Below are 18,596 nucleotides of genomic sequence, written 5' to 3'. Positions count from 1 at the left end.
TAAACCGGTAAAAAACCGCATAAGGCCGGCCTCTTGCCCCGGTTTCACCCTTCAAGCCTCTGTAGGAGCTGCCGAAGGCTGCGATCTTTTGACTCTGATTTTTCAAAAACCCGATCAAAAGATCGCGGCCTTCGGCGGCTCCTACGCAGAGCCTCCACTAGAGATTCGGGTACACTGAGCGCTTTTTCGGGGGAGCCTGCCCTCCTCCCTTCCAACAGCCGAGAAGCCCATGCCGATCCGTCATTGCATCGTCCACCTGATCGACAAAAAACCCGACGGCACGCCCGCAGTTCTGCACGCCCGTGACTCCGAACTGGCCGAGTCCGCAGCCATCGAAAACATGCTCGCCGACCTCAACGAAAGCTACAACGCCAAACAGGGCAAAGCCTGGGGCCTGTTCCATCCCGAATCCGGCGCGTTCCCGTTCAGCGGCTGGCTGAAGGAATACATGGACGGCGGCCGTGACTTCACCGCGTTCAGCAAAGTGGCGGTCGAGCATCTGCAGAAGCTGATGGAAGAATCGAACCTGTCGGTCGGCGGCCATGTGCTGTTCGCGCATTATCAGCAAGGCATGACCGACTACCTGGCGATCGCCTTGCTGCACCACAGCGAAGGCGTGGCGGTGACCGACGAGCTCGACGTGACACCGTCGCGCCATCTCGACCTTGGCCAGTTGCATCTGGCAGCGCGGATCAATGTCTCCGAGTGGCAGAACAACAAGCAGTCGAAACAGTACATCTCATTCATCAAGGGCAAGAACGGCAAAAAGGTCTCGGAGTACTTTCGCGACTTCATCGGCTGCCAGGAAGGAGTCGACGGTCCCGGCGAGACGCGTACGTTGCTCAAGGCGTTCAGTGACTTCGTCGAGAGCGAAGACCTGCCGGAAGATTCGGCCCGCGAGAAAACCAAGACCCTGGTCGATTACGCCAGCAGCCAGGCCAAGCTCGGCGAGCCGATGGGCCTGGAAGAGCTCTCGGAGCTGATCGACGAAGAACGCCCGAAAGCTTTCTACGACCACATTCGCAACAAGGACTACGGCCTGTCGCCAGAGATTCCGGCAGACAAACGCACCCTCAATCAATTCCGCCGTTTCACCGGTCGCGCCGAAGGTTTGTCGATCAGCTTCGAAGCACACCTGCTGGGTTCGAAGATCGAGTACGACGAAGAGAACGGCACCCTGATCATCAAAGGCTTGCCGACCTCGCTGACCGATCAGTTGAAGCGGCGCAACTGATGCTCGCCAATGTGCTGAAAAAGGTCGCCCTGGTGCTGCTGGTCGTTGTGGTCTACCAGAACTGGGGCAAGATCGAGCGCCTGATCGACCCGTCGCAAATGGTCTCGGAACAGACACGGGCGCAGGCTAACGTCGTGCTCTACGCCACCGATTGGTGCGGCTATTGCAAACAGACCACACGCTTTCTCGACAGCAAGGGCATACCGTTCAAGGAGTTCGATATCGAGAAGGACGCCGCAGCGCGCAAAGCGTATGAGGCATTGGGTGGGCGCGGGATTCCGCTGATTGATGTGAACGGCACGTTGATTCGCGGATTTGACCCGGACGAAATCCTGGCTGCCCTGAAATAAACGTCGAGATCAAAAGATCGCAGCCTTCGACAGCTCCTGCACAAGTCTCACGCAGGCTCTGCCGCAGGCTGCGATCTTTTGCTTTTAGCTGGCTTCGATGCGGAAACCAAAGCGCGGGAAGTGCACATGCACCACGCCGCCACGTTCGTCTTCGCGGCGAATGATCAGCTCTTCGCTCCCGGAAAACAGCAACTCACCGACCACCGGATCGACGCCGTAATCGATAGCGGCAATCGCCACTTGCTGGCCCGCCTTGAAGCCGTTCGGATCGACGAACTGCTCATCTGGCAATGCCGCTGGCGTCGCGTTACGCGCGACCTCCAATGCCTCGGCGGACGACATCTCGCTCGCCGCGCCATGGCCAAAGCCAAGCACACGCCCAAGCCAGGCGACAACAGCCGGATACTCATCGACCAGTGGTGCGGTCACATGGGTCGCCTTGAGGAACCACAGCGGATGCGCCAGCGCGAAGTCGGCAATCGACGGCTCGCCGAAGAGGAAATCGCCCTGCTCGCGCTGCAACTGTTGTTCCAGTCGCGCCATGATCGTTGGCCATTGATGTTTGGCCTGCTCCGCGCTCAGGCGGGTTGCGCTGCCTCCGCTGAACAGCCCGGCGCGGTCGGCGATGAACGCCTTGATTGCTTCCGGCGGTAACTTGCCGAAACGCACCGCCACCGATTCCGGCTGAAACACCAGACTCACGGCATGTTGAAACACCACCGAATCGGCCCACGCCGCAAAACTGGCGCTGGTCATTTCCTGTCCCTCGGGGAAAAACGCCGGCAGGGCTTTTTCCTGTTCCAAGCGTCGAGCGATCAGGGCGGTGTCGCAATAAATGTCAGCACCGACCTGCAACACCGGGGTTTTGCGATAGCCGCCGGTCAACGCCGTGAGATCAGGCTTTGGCATGACCGGCGAAATATGCACCGAACGCCAGGACAAACCTTTGAAGCCCAGCAGCAGCCGAGCCTTCTCGGCAAATGGAGAGGTCGGGTAATGGTGCAGAATCAACTCGGACATGCTCGGCTCCGCCGCTGGAAAAGTGAGTTCGCAGCTTAGCGCGCATTTGATTAGCAGCCTACAGATCTGCCTGATGGGAACCAATCAGTCAGATTGATAAGACGCGACCAGGCATTCCTTGGCGCTCTTGCGCAGCTTTTTGATCAGCCGTTCCTGTCGCAAAGCATCACTTTTGTCGCGGCACAGTTCGGTGTAGACCAGCGCCATCGCCGGGCTGGAAAGAAAGAACCGCGCGCCCTTGCCGCTCTGGTGCTTGGCGAAACGCCGCGCCGGGTCGTCGCTGATTCCGCAATACAACGAACCATTGGCGGCACGCACGAGGTAGACGAACCAGGATTTGCTCACTGGCTCGGCAGCATCCACGGGTTTTTCGCTAAGGCTGGTCACTTCGGGATCTGAACATGTAGGAAAACAGGCGGCGATCTTATCAGCGCCCGGCCTGAAATGCCTTCAGTCCCTTGCGCGCCTGGGCACGCACGGCGTTGCGCACCAGCGGCGTCCAGCCCAGCAGCAAGCCTTTGAAACCCAACGCCTGACGCGACCAGCGCCACAGATCGAAGTGGTCGTGGTGCTCGCAGATCTTGCCGTCGCGCAAGACGAAACGCGCCTGAATATCGTTGATCACAATGTTGCCGGTCTGGCTGAAGAGATACGTAGCCACCCAATGCGCGCCGCCCGTGCGCTCGTCGGCGCGGACGTTGTCGAAGGTCAGGGAGAAATCCCTGGCGCGGGTGGTGAGCATGCGCCACATGTCGCCGGCGTCGCGACCGCGCAATTCACCGAAGGCCGGATCGCTGAAAACCACGTCATCGGTGTAGCAGGCGGCCATGGCTTCGGCATCAAGGCGCTGGAAGGCTTCGTAGAAGCGGGTGATCAGGGCGCTGTGGGCTTCGCTCAAGGCAATCTCCAAAGAAATATATACAGATTGCCAGCACGATAATCTGCAAAGCGCAGAAACACTATCGGCATTCGCTTGCCGAATACCCGCAGTACACAAATCCAGTGTGGGAGCGGGCTTGCTCGCGAATGCAGTGGGTCAGCCAACATTGATGTGACTGACACACTGCCTTCGCGAGCAAGCCCGCTCCCACATTTGAAATCAGTGCATTCAGGTTCTTTCGCTTTGCACCTGCACATAAAGCGCCCGCCCGGCACCCAGCCCGGCAATGATCGCACCGGCGCCGATAATGCCGAAGATCCAGCCCAGCGCATTCCAGCCGCCGGTCCAGTCATGCACCACGCCCACGGCGAACGGTCCCATAGACGCCAACGTGTAACCGAAACCCTGCGACATGCTCGACAGGTTCGCCGCCACATGGGAATCGCGCGAGCGCAGCACGATCAGGGTCAGGGCCAGACTGAACGTACCGCCCTGCCCCAGCCCGAGCAGAATCGCCCAGCCCCACAGACCTTCGATCGGTGCGTACAGGCAGCCGAACAGACCGGCCAGGGTCAGCGCCATGACCACGACGATCGCCAGACGCTGATCCTTGCCACGGGTTGCCAGCCACGGCGCGGCCAGTGAGCTGGCCAGTTGAATGACCACCGAACCGGACAGCACCAATCCGGCCTGAGTCGGTGTCAGCCCGCGTCCGATAAGGATCGACGGCAACCAGCCAAACACGATGTAGGCCAGCGACGATTGCAGGCCCATGTACAAGGTCACTTGCCAGGCCAGCGGATCGCGCAGCAACCCGCGCACGCGATAAGCGACGTTGTGCGCGCCGTGCCTGGAGCCGACTTGCGGCAGCCAGAATACCGCTGCCACCAGCGCCGGAATCACCCAGAACCCCAGGCCCATCGCCCAGTTGTTGCCGAAATGCTCACTCAGCGGCACGGTCGAACCCGCCGCCATCGCCGCGCCCAAGCACAGGGCCATGGTGTAGACGCCCGTCATGGTGCCAGCGTGTTTGGCAAAATCGCGTTTGACGATACCCGGCAGCAAAACGCCGACGATGCCGATGCTGGCGCCGCCGAGCACACTGCCAGCGAACAGGCCGATCTCGCCGAAGTTACTGCGCAGGATAATCCCGCCAGCCAGCGTCAGCAGAATGCCCAACACCACCCGCTCAGCACCGAAACGCCGCGCCAGAATCGGCGCCAGCGGCGCAAACAAACCCAGGCACAGCACCGGCAACGTGGTCAGCAATCCCGCCTGCGCCGCAGACAGCCCGAGGCTCCTGGAAACCTCGCTGAGTAACGGCGCCATGCTCGACAATGCCGGGCGCAGGTTCAGCGCCACCAGAATCAACCCGAGCAGCAACAGCCATGGACGTTTTACTAACGGATGACTTTGCTGGACCTGCTCGTCATCAGCCTCGGCATCAATCAGCAACTCCTCCAGCTCAGGCGAGCGTTTCGACGTTGTGGATAACTCAGTGCGGGGCATGGTTTTCTCGGTTTCAAGGTTCATTGATCAGTTGCCTCGACAAGGCTTTGGCCCGTTCCGGGTCGCGTTGCTCGACCGCATCGAGCAAGGCGATGTGCAAGTCGAACACTTCCTGACGGCGCGGGGAGATATTCAGGGTCTGGCGCAATTGCGCGCCCACGATGCTGGAGAAGTAGCGATACAGCTCGCTGAGGGTCGGGTTGTGCGCGGCGTCGACCAGACGCCGGTGAAACACCAGATCGCAGGCGATGTAAGTGTCGAGGTCGCCATGGTAGTGGCAGCCACTGGTGCCGAGCGCTTCACGCAACGCCGCCAGATCCTCGTCGGTACGGCGCAGCGCCGCCAGGCCGATGGCCTCGACTTCGAGGATATGCCGGGTTTCCCGCGCCTGATCCAGCGAACACCGCGATAACGCTTTCAGCGTGTCGAGCGGATCGACCAAGGCGCGCAGATAACTGCCGTCGCCCTGACGGATTTCGATCAGGTCAGAAAACGCCAGCACGCGCATGGCCTCACGCACGGTGTTGCGGCTGATGCCCAACTCGGCGCACAGCTCCGGTTCAGTCGGCAGCCGCTCACCGACCTGCCATGCACCGCTGTTGATGCGCTGACGCAGTTGGTCCAGAGCCTGGTCGACCAGGGATCGCTTGATCAAAGGGGAAATGTCGGACATGAACCTCGCCTTTTCATCCAATCATAGGATGAATTTTCCGACATGTTAGTCAGACCCGACGGCGCACACAACCTTGGGGACGCTCTGCTTATGGGCACGTTTTCGATCGGGCCCACGGGCGAAGGCAATAACCGCGCGCAAAAACAAACCCGGAACAGATCCGGGTTTATTTCAGAGCGCAGTCAGATCAATGCAAAATCTGACTCAAGAACAACTTCGTCCGATCATTTTGCGGATTATCGAAGAAGTCGTTCGGCGCGGCCTGTTCAACGATCTCGCCCTTGTCCATGAAGATCACGCGGTTCGCCACGGTGCGGGCAAAGCCCATTTCATGGGTCACACAAAGCATGGTCATGCCGTCTTCGGCGAGACCGATCATGGTATCCAGAACCTCTTTCACCATCTCCGGATCGAGCGCTGACGTCGGTTCGTCGAACAGCATGATTTTCGGCTTCATGCACAAGGCGCGGGCAATCGCCACACGCTGTTGCTGACCGCCGGACAATTGGCCCGGGTATTTGTGCGCCTGCTCCGGAATGCGTACGCGCTCCAGGTAATGCATGGCGATTTCTTCGGCCTTGCGCTTGGGCATCTTGCGCACCCACATCGGCGCCAGGGTGCAGTTCTGCAGAATGGTCAGGTGCGGGAACAGGTTGAAGTGCTGGAACACCATGCCGACTTCGCGGCGGATCGCTTCGATCTGCTTGAGGTCGTTGGTCAGCTCCACGCCATCGACAACGATGCGGCCTTGCTGGTGTTCTTCCAGGCGATTGAGGCAACGAATCGTCGTCGATTTGCCGGAACCCGACGGGCCGCAGAGAACGATGCGCTCGCCCTGCTTGACGTTGAGGTTGATGTCTTTGAGTACGTGAAACTGGCCGTACCACTTGTTCACGCCCTGCATCTGGATAATGCCTTCAGGGCCCACAGGCTTTTTGATTGCTTCGCTCATTTACAGAGAACTCCTAACGCTTGTGGCCAGTGTCGAGCTTGCGTTCCAGATGCATGGAATAGCGCGACATACCAAAACAGAAAATCCAGAACACCAGGGCGGCGAACACGTAGCCTTCAGTGGCCATGCCCAGCCATTTCGGATCGGCAGCGGCTTGCTTGACGCTGTTGAGCAGATCGAACAGGCCGATGATGATCACCAGACTGGTGTCCTTGAACAGCGCAATGAACGTGTTGACGATGCCGGGAATCACCAGCTTCAGGGCTTGCGGCAAAATCACCAGGCCCATCGAGCGCCAGTAACCGAGGCCCATTGCCGCTGCGGCTTCGTATTGGCCTTTGGGGATCGCTTGCAGGCCGCCGCGCACCACTTCGGCAACATAGGCCGACTGGAACAGGATCACCCCGATCAGTGCGCGCAGCAGCTTGTCGAAGTTCATGCCTTCGGGCAGGAACAGCGGCAGCATCACCGAGGACATGAACAACACCGTGATCAACGGCACGCCGCGCCAGAACTCGATGAAGGTCACACAGACCACGCGAATCGCCGGCATGTTCGAGCGCCGGCCCAGCGCCAGCACGATGCCCAGCGGCAACGCTCCGGCAATACCAACGGTGGCGATCACCAGGGTCAGCATCAGGCCGCCCCACTGGCTGGTCGGCACGGTGGTCAGACCGAAACCGCCATGCAGCAAAGTGAAGGCGATGATCGGGTACAGCACCAAAAAGCTCAGGCCGTAGACCGCTTTGCGCGGCATGCGCGAGATGAACAGTGGCGCTACACCAATGACTGCCAGCCACACGGTCAGGTCAACGCGCCAGCGGAGTTCGGTCGGGTAATAGCCGTACATGAACTGGCCGAAACGCTGCTGAATGAACACCCAGCAGGCGCCTTCCTTGGTGCAGTCGGCGCGCGTGGTGCCGACCCAATTGGCATCGACGATCGCCCAGCTGAGGATCGGCGGCACGACGAGGTAGATCAGGTAGAACGCGAACAGCGTCAGCAGGGTGTTGAGCCAGCTGGAAAACATGTTCGCGCGCATCCACGCCACCACGCCGATGCTGCTGTTGGGTGGAGGCATGTCGGGTTTGAAAGTATGAGTACTCATGCGCTTTTCCTTACCGCTCGATCAGCGCAATGCGCTTGTTGTACCAGTTCATCAGCAGGGAAATGCTGATACTGATCGCCAGGTAGACGCTCATGGTGATGGCAATCACCTCGATGGCCTGCCCGGTCTGGTTGAGCACGGTGCCGGCGAACAGCGAAACCATTTCCGGGTAACCGATGCCGGCGGCCAGCGAGGAGTTTTTTGCCAGGTTGAGGTATTGGCTGGTCAGCGGCGGAATGATCACGCGCAGGGCTTGCGGAATGATCACCTTGCGCAGGGTCGGGCCGTTGCGCAGGCCGAGCGAACGCGCCGCTTCGGTCTGGCCATGGCTGACCGACTTGATCCCGGAACGCACGATCTCGGCGATGAACGCTGCGGTGTACACGGTGAGTGCGAGGGTCAACGCCAGCAGTTCCGGGATCAATACCCAGCCGCCGACAAAGTTGAAGCCCTTGAGCTCAGGCATTTCCCAATGCAGCGGAGCGCCGAAGATCAATGCACACAAGGTCGGGATCACCAGCAGGATCGCCAGGCCGGCCCAGAACTTGTGAAACGGCACGCCGGTTTCTTCGAAGCGCTTGTTGGCCCAGCGGGTCATCAGCAGGATGCCGACGATGGCCAGCACAATGCTGATCACGAAGGCCCAGAAGCCGTCAGCGGCCAGCGCGGCCGGCATGTTCAGGCCACGGCTGCTGACGAAGAAGGTGTCGCCGAAGTTGTGGCTGTTGCGCGGTCCCGGCATGGTCAGGAACACCGCGAAGTACCAGAACAGGATCTGCAGCAGCGGTGGAATATTGCGGAACACTTCCACATACACCGTCGCCAGTTTGGCGATGATCCAGTTCTGCGACAGCCGCGCTACACCGACGATGAAACCGAGAATCGTCGCCAGGATCACGCCGATAAAGGTGACCAACAGGGTGTTGAGCAGGCCGATGACAAACACCCGCGCGTAACTGTCCGCTTCGGTGTAGTCGATCAGGGTTTGAGCGATGCCGAACCCGGCACTGCGCTCCAGAAAGCTGAAACCGGAGGTGATGCCCCGGTGCTGAAGGTTGGTTTGGGTATTGTCGAACAGGTACCAGCCAAGCGAGACCACCGCCACAACCGTGATGATCTGGAATAGCCACGCACGCACTCGTGGATCGCTGAGGCTGAGCCTCTGCTTTGGTGCGCCGATTGAATTTTGCATGAAGTGCCCCGGAAGAAATGGAACAAGAACATCACCCGGCGGTTGGCCCGCCGGGCGATAGAACCATTAGCGCACTGGTGGTGCGTACTGAATGCCGCCGTTGTTCCACAGGGCGTTCAAGCCGCGGTCGATTTCCAGCGGAGTGCTCTTGCCGAGGTTTTTCTCGAAGATTTCACCGTAGTTGCCGACTTGCTTGACGATCTGCACAACCCAGTCTTTCGGCAGTTTCAGGTCTTTGCCGTACTCGCCGTCAGCGCCGAGCATCCGGGCCACGTCCGGATTCTTGGTCGACTTGGCTTCAGCTTCGACGTTTTTCGAAGTAATGCCGGCTTCTTCGGCATTGAGCAGCGCGTAGCCGACCCAACGCACGATGGCCAGCCACTCGTCGTCGCCATTACGCACGACCGGGCCCAGTGGTTCTTTGGAAATGGTTTCCGGCAGCACCACGTAGTCCTTCGGCGAGGCCAGCTTGCTGCGCTGGGCGAACAGCTGCGACTTGTCGGAGGTCAGCACGTCGCAACGACCGGATTCCAGCGACTTGGCGCTTTCATCGGAGGTGTCGAAGTGATCGGGGTGTATTTCAGACCGTTGCCACGGAAGTAGTCGGAAACGTTCAGCTCGGTGGTGGTACCGGCCTGGATGCAGATGGTCGCGCCGTCGAGCTCTTTGGCACTTTTCACGCCCAGCTTGTTGTTAACCAGGAAGCCGATGCCGTCGTAGTAGGTGATGAAGCCCGGGAATTTCAGGCCCATGCCCGCATCGCGAGAGCTGGTCATGGTGGTGTTGCGCGAGAGGATGTCGATCTCGCCCGATTGCAGCGCGGTGAAGCGCTCCTTGGCGTTCAACTGACTGAACTTGACCTTGTTGGCGTCGCCGAAAACGGCGGCGGCCACAGCGCGGCAAACGTCAGCATCGATGCCGAGGATCTTGCCGGTTGCATCCGGTACCGAGAAGCCTGGCAGACCGTCGCTCACGCCACACTGCACGAAACCTTTCTTTTGTACCGCATCCAGGGTTGCACCCGCCTGAGCGAACCCGCTGACGCCGAGTACTGCTGCTGCAGTCACGACCGCCAGAGTGGATTTCAACATCTTCATTCAAACCTCCAGTTTTGCTCTTGTTGTGTCGGAGCTTGAGTCCAGTCGCACCCTTTTGAGGCGTTGTTGACCCGTGTTGGCTTTTTTTGGGGTCAACCGACGTAAGACCTTCGCCATGAGTCTAGTAGGAGAAAATCCACATCATGGATCACTCACTTCTCACCAATCGGCCGAACGGGCTGTAGCCCTTTCACGTTCGCTAAGCCCGTAGCGGCCATTGGCGAACATCCATCACCGGATTCGTTGCTGTCCCATCGTGCGACGTAGACTGATAGTGTTACCGCCACGCGTAGGACGCTTCGTACGCAAACCTCCATAGCAAACGCCGTACCACACCGCTTGCCAAAGTGATTGCACGACACGTCAATAGCTAAACTTGTAGCCTTGCGACATCTTGTTAACGGATCAACCGGGCGCGCACTTCAATCACGCACTCAATGAGAGCGCCCGCACATTTTTGGAGCAGATATGACCGAGCCCTTGATTCTTCAGCCTGTTAAGCCTGCAGATGCCTGCGTAATCTGGCTGCACGGCCTCGGCGCCGACCGCTATGACTTCCTTCCGGTGGCCGAGGCACTGCAGGAAAGTCTGCTGAGCACACGTTTTGTGCTGCCGCAGGCGCCGACGCGTCCGGTGACGATAAATGGCGGATATGCCATGCCCAGCTGGTACGACATCAAGGCCATGAGCCCGGCACGGGCAATCGATCTCGACGAGCTGGAAGCCTCGGCGGATCGCATCATTGAACTGATCGAAAACGAGCGCGCCAGCGGAATAGACGCCTCGCGGATTTTTCTCGCCGGTTTTTCCCAAGGCGGCGCCGTAGTGCTGCACACCGCTTTTGTGAAGTGGCAGGGGCCGTTGGGTGGCGTTCTGGCGTTGTCGACTTATGCGCCGACGTTCAGTGATGAACTGGAATTGTCCGCCAGCCAGCAACGCATTCCGGTGCTTTCACTGCATGGACAATTCGATAACGTGGTGCAGAACTCGATGGGCCGCAGCGCTTATGAGCATCTGAAGAAGCATGGTGTCACCGTGACATGGCAGGAATACCCAATGGAGCACGAAGTGTTACCTGAAGAGATTCGCGACATTGGCGTCTGGCTGAGCGAACGCCTGCGCTGATTTGCGGCCAATCCCTGCCCTTTGATCCCTCCTACTACGCCGCGCCCGTTTCTTGCATTACACTTGCCGGCGTACATTCCTTAACCAATTGATGAGATGACCGTGCTCAAAGCACTCAAGAAAATGTTCGGTAAAAGCGAGGCTGAGCAGCTCGCGCCAGTTCCCAGTGCGCCGTCGCACGCCCCCGGTCATCGCACCGATGCCCCGCAGGCCGACCGCCCCGCTCCCGCAGCCGCACCGACGCCAGAAGAAAAACCCGTTACGGCCGCGCCAATCGCCGCCGAGCCTGCGCGCAGCGAAGCGCCGAAACCGGCCAGACCGCGTCGCGAACCGAAGCCCAAGGCACCGGTGATTCCATGGAAACTCGAAGACTTCGTCGTCGAGCCTCAGGAAGGCAAGACCCGCTTTCACGATTTCAAACTCGCCCCGGAACTGATGCACGCCATCCAGGATCTGGGCTTTCCGTATTGCACGCCGATCCAGGCGCAGGTGCTGGGCTTCACCCTCGCCGGCAAAGACGCCATCGGCCGCGCGCAGACCGGCACCGGCAAAACCGCCGCGTTCCTGATCTCGATCATCACCCAGTTGCTGCAGACGCCGCCGCCGAAAGAACGCTACATGGGCGAGCCGCGCGCGCTGATCATTGCGCCGACACGCGAACTGGTGGTGCAGATCGCCAAGGATGCCGCTGACCTGACCAAGTACACCGGCCTCAACGTGATGACGTTTGTCGGCGGCATGGATTTCGACAAACAGCTCAAGCACCTCGAAGCGCGCCACTGCGACATCCTTGTCGCCACACCGGGCCGCCTGCTCGACTTCAACCAGCGCGGCGACGTGCACCTGGACATGGTCGAAGTGATGGTGCTGGACGAAGCCGACCGCATGCTCGACATGGGTTTCATCCCGCAGGTGCGGCAGATCATTCGCCAGACCCCACCGAAATCCGAGCGCCAGACCCTGCTGTTCTCCGCGACCTTCACCGAAGACGTGATGAACCTCGCCAAGCAATGGACCACCGACCCGGCGATCGTCGAAATCGAAATCACCAACGTCGCCAACGAGAACGTCGAGCAGCACATCTACGCCGTGGCCGCAGCCGACAAATACAAACTGCTCTACAACCTGGTCAACGACAACGGCTGGGAGCGCGTGATCGTGTTCGCCAACCGCAAGGACGAAGTGCGCCGCATCGAAGAGCGTCTGGTGCGCGACGGCATCAACGCCGCGCAACTATCCGGCGACGTACCGCAGCACAAGCGCATCAAAACCCTGGAAGGTTTCCGCGAAGGCAAGATCCGCGTGCTGGTGGCCACTGATGTCGCCGGTCGCGGCATTCACATCGACGGCATCAGCCATGTGATCAACTTCACCCTGCCTGAAGTGCCGGACGACTACGTGCACCGCATCGGCCGTACCGGTCGCGCGGGGGCCGATGGTGTGTCGATCAGCTTTGCTGGCGAAGACGACTCGTATCAGTTGCCGTCCATCGAAGAGAAACTCGGTCGCAAGATCAGCTGCGAAACGCCGCCGACGCATCTGCTGCGCGCGGTTGAGCGCAAGCGTCCGCAATAAGCGTCGAGGTATGAAAAAGCGCAGCCGGAAACGGACTGCGCTTTTTTTATGCCCGATGGTTGCTCGCCAGAACTAAAAGTCCATAATGGAAAAATAAGTTTAGTTTTGGAGCAAAAATGTCCAGCACCCCCTATGTGATCAATCAAGCTCAGGCCCGTGAGCTCCTGGCATGCATCGATGTGCCGGAGATTCTGCGCAAACTGTTCCGCGATCTCGCGGCCGGTAACGCCGTGCAGCCAGCTCAGCAGTTGGTGGACTTTCCCAAGGGTGCTGGCGACTTCATCAATTATCTCGGTGTGCTGGCCGAGGACGGCGTCTACGGGGTGAAGACTTCGCCGTACATCGTTCGTGAGCAGGGTGCGCTGGTGACGGCGTGGACCCTGTTGATGTCGATGCAAACCGGCCAGCCGCTCTTGCTCTGCGATGCCGGTGAACTGACCATCGCGCGCACGGCTGCAACCACGGCGGTAGCGGTCGATGCACTCGCGCCGTTGAATGCTCAGCGACTGGCGATCATCGGCAGCGGCAAGGTCGCTCAAGCGCACCTGCATTACGTCAGATCCCTGCGCGACTGGCAGAGCATCACCCTTTATTCCCCTTCGCTGATGGAAGATGCCGAAACTCAGGCCGTATTGAAGGCCATCGCGCCGCAATTGAAGATTGCCGATAGCCGCGAGTCCGCCTTCGCCGACGCGCAGGTGATCATGCTCTGCACCTCGTCGGCCGGGCCGGTGATTGATCCTGCCGAATTGAGCAAACCGGCGTTGATCACCTCGATCAGCACCAACGCCCCACGCGCGCATGAGGTGCCGCCGGGCAGCCTCAACGACATGCAGGTGTTCTGCGACTATCGTCTGACCACCCCGGCGTCTGCGGGTGAGATGTTGATTGCGGCTGAGCAGCATGGCTGGAACAAGGAGTCGATTGTTGGCGATCTGGCGGATTTGCTCAGCGAGAAGACTGCACGGCCCGATTACCATAGGCATGTGTTTTTCCGTTCGATCGGCTTGGGCCTGGAAGACATTGCGCTCGCCAATGCGGTTTATCACCTGCACCACTAACACCACATGTCCCCTGTAGGAGCTGCCGAAGGCTGCGATCTTTTGATCCTGTTTTCAAGATCGAGATCAAAAGATCGCAGCCTCGTTTCACTCGACAACTTCTACAGAGTTCTCGATAGCCTTGGAGTTTTCATGAACCACGCAGATTTCATCATCATCGGCGGCGGGATTGCCGGCGCTTCCACCGGGTTCTGGCTGGCGCCGCACGGCAAAGTGATCGTGCTCGAGCGTGAATCTCAACCTGGCTATCACTCCACCGGTCGTTCCGCTGCTTTGTACACCGCCGCCTACGGCACCGCACAGGTACGCGCACTGACTCAGGCCAGCCGCGCGTTCTTCGACCACCCGCCGAGCGGTTTCTGCGAGCATCCGCTGCTGACCCCGCGCGGCGAAATGACCGTCGATTTCATCGGTGACCCCGCCGAACTGAACAACCAATACCTCAGCGCCAAAGCCACCGTGCCGCAGATGCAATTGCTCACTGCCGAAGAAGCCTGCGCACGCCTGCCGATTCTGCGCCGGGACAAAGTCCACGGCGCGATCTATGATCCTTCGGCCTGCGACATTGATACTGATGCGCTGCATCAGGGCTATCTGCGCGGGATTCGGCGCAACCACGGCGAAGTCCGCACCGATTGCGAAGTGCTCGGCCTGAGTCGCGATGCCGAAGGCATCTGGCACGTGCAAACCAGCGGCGAGACTTTCAGCGCACCGGTGCTCATCAATGCCGCCGGCGCCTGGGCCGACAGGATCGGCGCTTTGGCAGGCGCCCGGCCGCTGGGCGTGCAACCGAAACGTCGCGCTGCGTTTATCTTTGCCGGTCCTGAAGGCGTGGATATTCATCATTGGCCGATGCTGGTCAGCCTCGACGAATCCTTCTACATGAAGCCCGACGCCGGTATGTTCCTCGGCTCACCGGCTAATGCCGATCCTGTCGAACCGCATGACGTGCAGCCGGAAGAACTCGACATCGCCATGGGCATCTACCAGATCGAAGAAGCCACCACGCTGACCATCCGCCGCCCGACGCGCACCTGGGCTGGCTTGCGCAGTTTCGTCGCTGACGGTGATCTGCTCAGCGGTTTCGACCCGCAGGTGCCGGGGCTGTTCTGGGTTGCTGCGCAGGGCGGTTACGGCATTCAGACGTCACCGGCGATGGGCCAGGCCAGTGCGGCGCTGGTGCGCGGCGAGCCGCTACCCGAGCACCTGCACGAATTCGGCCTGGACAGCGCCATGCTCTCCCCCGCTCGACTGACTTGATCGCATCGACTCGTCCAAGGTATTACGGCAAACTCGCAGCGCCCCGGCACAAGGGGCGCTGACGCTGCCTGGAGCTCCACTGTCATGACTGCCCCCGAATTCGACCCGGCGCTGGATAACTTCCGCGCCATCGCCGACGCCATCGCTACGCTGTTCTTCCCTCATGCCGAGGTGGTGTTGCACGACCTGCGTACGCAGAAGGTCGACTACATCGCCAACAACCTGTCCAAGCGCGAGCTCGGCGACGACTCGTCGCTGGAAGACATGCTCAGCGAGGATGTCAGCGACAGGAACATCGGCCCGTACGAAAAGCTCAACTGGGACGGTCAGAAAATTCGCAGCCTGAGCACCGTGTTGCGCGACGGCGAAAGTCGTCCGCTGGCGGTGCTGTGCATCAACCTCAACATCTCATTGTTCGAAAACGCCAAAGCGGCGCTGGACCTGTTCCTGTCACCGAGCAAACTGATTCCGCAACCGGACTCACTGTTTCGTGATGACTGGCAGGAACGCATCAATACCTTCCTCCACGCCTGGCTGCGCGAGCGGCAGTTGAGCCTGAACCTGCTGACCCGCGATCACAAACGCGAACTGGTATTGGCGCTGCACGCCGAAGGAGCGTTCAAGGGCAAGAGCGCCTCGAACTATGTGGCCAATGTGCTGAACATGGGCCGGGCGACGGTGTACAAGCATTTGAAGGAATTGAAGGGCTGAAAATCAAAAGATCGCAGCCTACGGCAGCTCCTACAGGAGAACGCATTCCCATGTAGGACCTGCCGAGGGCTGCGATCTTTTTATCAGTCGCCGTAGATATCGGCCTTGAAATACCTTTCGGAAATCTTTTGATACTCGCCACTCGCGCGAATCCCGTCGATGGCGCTGTTCAGCTGGCTGACCAGTTCGGCATTGCCCTTGCGCACCGCAATCCCGGCACCCTCGCCGACGTACTTCGGATCCTTCAGCTCCGGCCCGACAAACGCATAACCCTTGCCACGCGGCATCGACAGAAAGTCATTGAGCGGAATAGTGTCGGCGAAGATTGCATCAAGGCGCCCCGCTGCCAGGTCCATGTAGATCTCTTCGTTGTTGCTGTAGCGCTTGACGTTGATGCCCTTGGGTTCGAACACCTCGGTGGCGAAACGATCGGTAGTGGTCGCGCGCTGCACGCCGACGTTCTTGCCCTTGAGGCTGGCGTATTGATCGTCGACGCTGGCGCCCTCTTTCATCACCAGACGCGAAGAAGTGAAGTAATACTTGTGGCTGAAATCCACCGACTTCCTGCGATCTTCGTTGATGGTCATCGACGACAGCGCCATGTCGATCTTCTTCACTTTCAACGACGGAATCAGGCCGTCGAACTCACCCTCGACCCACGCGCACTTGACCTTCATCTGCGCACACAGGGCATTGCCGATGTCGTAGTCGAAACCGACGATTTCACCTTTGTCGGTTTTCGAAGCGAACGGCGGGTAAGCGGCTTCGATGCCGATGCGCAGGGTTTTCTCGGCGGCGAAGGTGCTGGCGCAAGCCAACAGACTGAGGGCCAGACCGGTGACGAGGGGGAGTTTCTTCATGTTCGTTCTCTCGCGAAGTTGTGAAGAGCAGCGGAAAGACAGCAGTCTTTTTTTGTACTTGTAAATCCATACTGGACTTAGATGTACAAATCGTCAATCAGGCAAAGAGAGGGGATTTTTGGTGTTTCGCAAGGCCCCATCGCGAGCAAGCCCGCTCCTACACTGGATCGGCGAACGACTCAGATCCAAGGTGGGAGCGGGCTTGCTCGCGAAGGCTTACGGGAGAACACCACAAGAATTACTGCTTCCAGCGATCCGCAGCCGCATGATCACTGTCGCGCCCTTCAACCCAGCGCGGGCCGTCGCTGGTGTTTTCTTTCTTCCAGAACGGTGCGCGGGTTTTCAGGTAGTCCATGACGAAGGCGCAGGCATCGAACGCGGCCTGGCGATGAGCGCTGGCGGCGCCGACGAAGACGATCGGCTCGCCCGGCTCCAGCGCGCCGACGCGGTGCAGCACTTCCAGTTTCAACAGCGGCCAGCGCTGCTCAGCTTCGACAGCGATCTTGCCGAGGGCTTTTTCGGTCATGCCCGGATAGTGCTCGAGAAACATCCCGGCCACGTCGCGGCCGTCGTTGAAGTCGCGTACATAACCGACAAAACTCACCACCGCGCCGACGCCGACATTAGCCGCATGCATCGCATTGACTTCAGCACCGGGATCAAACGGTGCCGCCTGCACGCGAATCACCATGGCTCAGCCTCCGGTCACGGTGGGGAAAAAAGCCACTTCGTCACCATCGACCACTGGCTCGTCGAGTTGGCAGAGATCTTCGTTGCGCGCGCACATCAGGTTCTGCTCGCTCATCACCTCGGCGCCATCACGTTGCGCCAGCAATGCGCGCACATCGTCGATGGTGTTGAAATTGCCTTCTACTTCCACCGAATCCACGCCCAGCGCTTCACGGTAACGGGCAAAAAACTTAACGGTCAGTTTCATGGCTGCTCCGCCTGGAAGTGGCCGCTTTTGCCGCCGACTTTCTCCAACAGACGCACGCTTTCGATGGTCATGCCACGGTCGACGGCTTTGCACATGTCGTAAATGGTCAGGGCGGCAACGCTGGCGGCAGTAAGCGCTTCCATTTCGACGCCAGTTTGCCCGGACAACTTGCAGCGGGCGACGATGCGCACACTGTCATTACCCTCGGCGCTGAGTTCGACTTTCACGCCCGTCAGCATCAGCGGATGGCACAGCGGAATCAGATCGCTGGTTTTCTTCGCCGCCTGAATCCCGGCAATGCGTGCCACGGCGAACACATCACCCTTGGGATGACCGCCGCTGACGATCATCTGCAGGGTTTCAGGAAGCATGCGCACCAGCGCTTGAGCGGTCGCTTCACGGAACGTCACGGCTTTTTCAGTGACGTCGACCATGTTGGCGCGACCTTGGGAATCGAGATGAGTCAGCACGGGATTACTCCTGATCAGGAGCGTGGATTGTAAACCTGTGGGTCAGATGTCTGCGAGCGCGATCACCGCCATGACGCAAATCCCTGTGGGAGCAGGCTTGCTCGCGAAAGCGGTGGATCAGTCACCTTTGAGATTGCCTGACATACCGCTTTCGCGAGCAAGCCCGCTCCCACATTTTGATGTGCGTGGGCATAAAAAAACCGGGCGGCTTTCGGGGCCGCCCGGTTCGGGGGGAGGGATTACAAATGCGACTCTGCGTATTCAGCCAGAATCGAGCGAGGCACCCCTTGCAGGGTGATGTGCACACCGTTGGGGAAGTCCTTGAAGCGTTCGGTCAGGTAGGTCAGCCCGGAGCTGGTCGCGGACAGGTAAGGCGTGTCGATCTGCGCCAGGTTGCCCAGGCACACCACTTTGGAACCGGCGCCGGCACGGGTGATGATGGTTTTCATCTGGTGCGGCGTGAGGTTCTGGCATTCGTCGATCAGGATCAGGCTCTGCTGGAAGCTGCGCCCACGAATCTAGAAGAGCGAAATGAACTGCAGCGGCACTTTCCAGAGGATGTAGACGACGCTGCCAATGGTG

19 protein-coding genes and 2 pseudogenes are annotated in these 18,596 nt (G+C 59.6%); 7 read left to right on the top strand and 14 right to left on the bottom strand.

Annotation, left to right across the window (positions count from 1 at the left end; genetic code table 11):
* Positions 1–229 precede the first annotated feature (229 nt).
* Both yejK and ACIGDJ_RS21305 read left to right on the top strand, forming a co-directional pair.
* Positions 230–1,234 (top strand): nucleoid-associated protein YejK, encoded by a 1,005-nt coding sequence (yejK, locus tag ACIGDJ_RS21310; protein WP_016771572.1) that lies wholly within the window; start codon positions 230–232, stop codon positions 1,232–1,234.
* Positions 1,234–1,584 (top strand): glutaredoxin family protein, encoded by a 351-nt coding sequence (locus ACIGDJ_RS21305; RefSeq protein WP_101159331.1) that lies wholly within the window; start codon positions 1,234–1,236, stop codon positions 1,582–1,584. Before yejK ends, ACIGDJ_RS21305 begins: the two co-directional genes overlap by 1 nt.
* 84 nt (positions 1,585–1,668) lie before the next feature.
* Here the strand turns inward: ACIGDJ_RS21305 and ACIGDJ_RS21300 are convergent, their stop codons facing one another.
* The 9 genes and pseudogenes from ACIGDJ_RS21300 to ACIGDJ_RS21260 form a co-directional block, all read right to left on the bottom strand.
* The gene (locus ACIGDJ_RS21300) at positions 1,669–2,604 is read right to left on the bottom strand and encodes a glutathione S-transferase family protein (protein WP_101159330.1); all 936 of its coding nucleotides are present in this window, start codon (positions 2,602–2,604) and stop codon (positions 1,669–1,671) included.
* Between the two features lie 84 nt (positions 2,605–2,688).
* Positions 2,689–2,991, bottom strand: coding sequence for a GIY-YIG nuclease family protein (locus ACIGDJ_RS21295; RefSeq protein WP_101159329.1), 303 nt, complete (start codon positions 2,989–2,991; stop codon positions 2,689–2,691).
* 40 nt (positions 2,992–3,031) lie between these two features.
* Complete coding sequence (locus ACIGDJ_RS21290; protein ID WP_397480157.1) at positions 3,032–3,502, bottom strand: nuclear transport factor 2 family protein; 471 nt, start codon at positions 3,500–3,502, stop codon at positions 3,032–3,034.
* Positions 3,503–3,712: 210 nt separating this feature from the next.
* Complete coding sequence (locus ACIGDJ_RS21285; protein ID WP_397480156.1) at positions 3,713–5,017, bottom strand: CynX/NimT family MFS transporter; 1,305 nt, start codon at positions 5,015–5,017, stop codon at positions 3,713–3,715.
* On the bottom strand, positions 5,007–5,666 hold the full coding sequence (locus ACIGDJ_RS21280; protein ID WP_397480155.1) for a FadR/GntR family transcriptional regulator: 660 nt from the start codon (positions 5,664–5,666) through the stop codon (positions 5,007–5,009). The genes ACIGDJ_RS21285 and ACIGDJ_RS21280 overlap by 11 nt, the downstream gene beginning before the upstream one ends.
* Before the next feature lie 187 nt (positions 5,667–5,853).
* Positions 5,854–6,618 (bottom strand): amino acid ABC transporter ATP-binding protein, encoded by a 765-nt coding sequence (locus ACIGDJ_RS21275; RefSeq protein ID WP_016771581.1) that lies wholly within the window; start codon positions 6,616–6,618, stop codon positions 5,854–5,856.
* Between the two features lie 13 nt (positions 6,619–6,631).
* Positions 6,632–7,726 carry an amino acid ABC transporter permease gene (locus ACIGDJ_RS21270; protein WP_397480154.1) on the bottom strand — a complete coding sequence of 365 codons (1,095 nt, stop codon included), beginning with the start codon at positions 7,724–7,726 and terminating at the stop codon, positions 6,632–6,634.
* Positions 7,727–7,736: 10 nt separating this feature from the next.
* On the bottom strand, positions 7,737–8,918 hold the full coding sequence (locus ACIGDJ_RS21265) for an amino acid ABC transporter permease (protein ID WP_101159325.1): 1,182 nt from the start codon (positions 8,916–8,918) through the stop codon (positions 7,737–7,739).
* A gap of 66 nt (positions 8,919–8,984) precedes the next feature.
* Positions 8,985–10,015: pseudogene (locus tag ACIGDJ_RS21260) on the bottom strand (amino acid ABC transporter substrate-binding protein).
* 468 nt (positions 10,016–10,483) lie between these two features.
* Between ACIGDJ_RS21260 and ACIGDJ_RS21255 the strand changes: the two are divergent.
* The 5 genes from ACIGDJ_RS21255 to ACIGDJ_RS21235 all read left to right on the top strand — a co-directional run bounded on the left by ACIGDJ_RS21255 (position 10,484) and on the right by ACIGDJ_RS21235 (position 15,747).
* Entirely contained in the window at positions 10,484–11,140 is a 657-nt protein-coding gene (locus tag ACIGDJ_RS21255) for an alpha/beta hydrolase (RefSeq protein ID WP_101159324.1), read from the top strand.
* A 96-nt stretch (positions 11,141–11,236) separates the two neighbouring features.
* On the top strand, positions 11,237–12,715 hold the full coding sequence (rhlB, locus tag ACIGDJ_RS21250; protein ID WP_312995353.1) for an ATP-dependent RNA helicase RhlB: 1,479 nt from the start codon (positions 11,237–11,239) through the stop codon (positions 12,713–12,715).
* A gap of 116 nt (positions 12,716–12,831) precedes the next feature.
* Positions 12,832–13,776, top strand: a complete 945-nt coding sequence (locus ACIGDJ_RS21245) for an ornithine cyclodeaminase family protein (RefSeq protein WP_397480152.1) — start codon at positions 12,832–12,834, stop codon at positions 13,774–13,776.
* Positions 13,777–13,908: 132 nt separating this feature from the next.
* Positions 13,909–15,036 carry an NAD(P)/FAD-dependent oxidoreductase gene (locus ACIGDJ_RS21240; RefSeq protein ID WP_397480151.1) on the top strand — a complete coding sequence of 376 codons (1,128 nt, stop codon included), beginning with the start codon at positions 13,909–13,911 and terminating at the stop codon, positions 15,034–15,036.
* A gap of 84 nt (positions 15,037–15,120) precedes the next feature.
* Positions 15,121–15,747 carry a transcriptional regulator gene (locus ACIGDJ_RS21235; RefSeq protein WP_397480150.1) on the top strand — a complete coding sequence of 209 codons (627 nt, stop codon included), beginning with the start codon at positions 15,121–15,123 and terminating at the stop codon, positions 15,745–15,747.
* A gap of 83 nt (positions 15,748–15,830) precedes the next feature.
* On the opposite strand, the gene ACIGDJ_RS21230 is transcribed toward ACIGDJ_RS21235, so the two are convergent.
* The 5 genes and pseudogenes from ACIGDJ_RS21230 to ACIGDJ_RS21210 all read right to left on the bottom strand — a co-directional run.
* Positions 15,831–16,607, bottom strand: a complete 777-nt coding sequence (locus tag ACIGDJ_RS21230) for an ABC transporter substrate-binding protein (RefSeq protein ID WP_397480149.1) — start codon at positions 16,605–16,607, stop codon at positions 15,831–15,833.
* 238 nt (positions 16,608–16,845) lie between these two features.
* Positions 16,846–17,298 (bottom strand): molybdopterin synthase catalytic subunit MoaE, encoded by a 453-nt coding sequence (gene moaE, locus ACIGDJ_RS21225; protein WP_101159318.1) that lies wholly within the window; start codon positions 17,296–17,298, stop codon positions 16,846–16,848.
* A 3-nt stretch (positions 17,299–17,301) separates the two neighbouring features.
* Entirely contained in the window at positions 17,302–17,544 is a 243-nt protein-coding gene (locus tag ACIGDJ_RS21220; RefSeq protein WP_101159317.1) for a MoaD/ThiS family protein, read from the bottom strand.
* Positions 17,541–18,014, bottom strand: coding sequence for a cyclic pyranopterin monophosphate synthase MoaC (moaC, locus tag ACIGDJ_RS21215; protein ID WP_312995332.1), 474 nt, complete (start codon positions 18,012–18,014; stop codon positions 17,541–17,543). Before moaC ends, ACIGDJ_RS21220 begins: the two co-directional genes overlap by 4 nt.
* A gap of 239 nt (positions 18,015–18,253) precedes the next feature.
* Positions 18,254–18,596, bottom strand: a pseudogene (locus tag ACIGDJ_RS21210) (PhoH family protein); the annotation flags it as partial.

The organism is Pseudomonas sp. NPDC079367, from assembly GCF_044542195.1.
GTDB lineage: Bacteria > Pseudomonadota > Gammaproteobacteria > Pseudomonadales > Pseudomonadaceae > Aquipseudomonas.
Note: the sequence above shows the minus strand (reverse complement) of the source record. Positions and strands in the feature narration are given on the sequence as shown.

Excerpts from the sequence above, each read along its gene's own strand:
- ACIGDJ_RS21255 (WP_101159324.1), top strand. The coding sequence starts at position 10,484 with ATGACCGAGCCCTTGATTCTTCAGCCTGTTAAGCCTGCAGATGCCTGC.
- ACIGDJ_RS21275 (WP_016771581.1), bottom strand. The coding sequence starts at position 6,618 with ATGAGCGAAGCAATCAAAAAGCCTGTGGGCCCTGAAGGCATTATCCAG.
- ACIGDJ_RS21245 (WP_397480152.1), top strand. The coding sequence starts at position 12,832 with ATGTCCAGCACCCCCTATGTGATCAATCAAGCTCAGGCCCGTGAGCTC.
- ACIGDJ_RS21220 (WP_101159317.1), bottom strand. The coding sequence starts at position 17,544 with ATGAAACTGACCGTTAAGTTTTTTGCCCGTTACCGTGAAGCGCTGGGC.
- yejK (WP_016771572.1), top strand. The coding sequence starts at position 230 with ATGCCGATCCGTCATTGCATCGTCCACCTGATCGACAAAAAACCCGAC.
- ACIGDJ_RS21285 (WP_397480156.1), bottom strand. The coding sequence starts at position 5,017 with ATGAACCTTGAAACCGAGAAAACCATGCCCCGCACTGAGTTATCCACA.
- ACIGDJ_RS21305 (WP_101159331.1), top strand. The coding sequence starts at position 1,234 with ATGCTCGCCAATGTGCTGAAAAAGGTCGCCCTGGTGCTGCTGGTCGTT.
- ACIGDJ_RS21270 (WP_397480154.1), bottom strand. The coding sequence starts at position 7,726 with ATGAGTACTCATACTTTCAAACCCGACATGCCTCCACCCAACAGCAGC.
- ACIGDJ_RS21235 (WP_397480150.1), top strand. The coding sequence starts at position 15,121 with ATGACTGCCCCCGAATTCGACCCGGCGCTGGATAACTTCCGCGCCATC.
- rhlB (WP_312995353.1), top strand. The coding sequence starts at position 11,237 with ATGACCGTGCTCAAAGCACTCAAGAAAATGTTCGGTAAAAGCGAGGCT.
- ACIGDJ_RS21240 (WP_397480151.1), top strand. The coding sequence starts at position 13,909 with ATGAACCACGCAGATTTCATCATCATCGGCGGCGGGATTGCCGGCGCT.
- ACIGDJ_RS21230 (WP_397480149.1), bottom strand. The coding sequence starts at position 16,607 with ATGAAGAAACTCCCCCTCGTCACCGGTCTGGCCCTCAGTCTGTTGGCT.
- ACIGDJ_RS21265 (WP_101159325.1), bottom strand. The coding sequence starts at position 8,918 with ATGCAAAATTCAATCGGCGCACCAAAGCAGAGGCTCAGCCTCAGCGAT.
- ACIGDJ_RS21300 (WP_101159330.1), bottom strand. The coding sequence starts at position 2,604 with ATGTCCGAGTTGATTCTGCACCATTACCCGACCTCTCCATTTGCCGAG.
- ACIGDJ_RS21280 (WP_397480155.1), bottom strand. The coding sequence starts at position 5,666 with ATGTCCGACATTTCCCCTTTGATCAAGCGATCCCTGGTCGACCAGGCT.
- moaE (WP_101159318.1), bottom strand. The coding sequence starts at position 17,298 with ATGGTGATTCGCGTGCAGGCGGCACCGTTTGATCCCGGTGCTGAAGTC.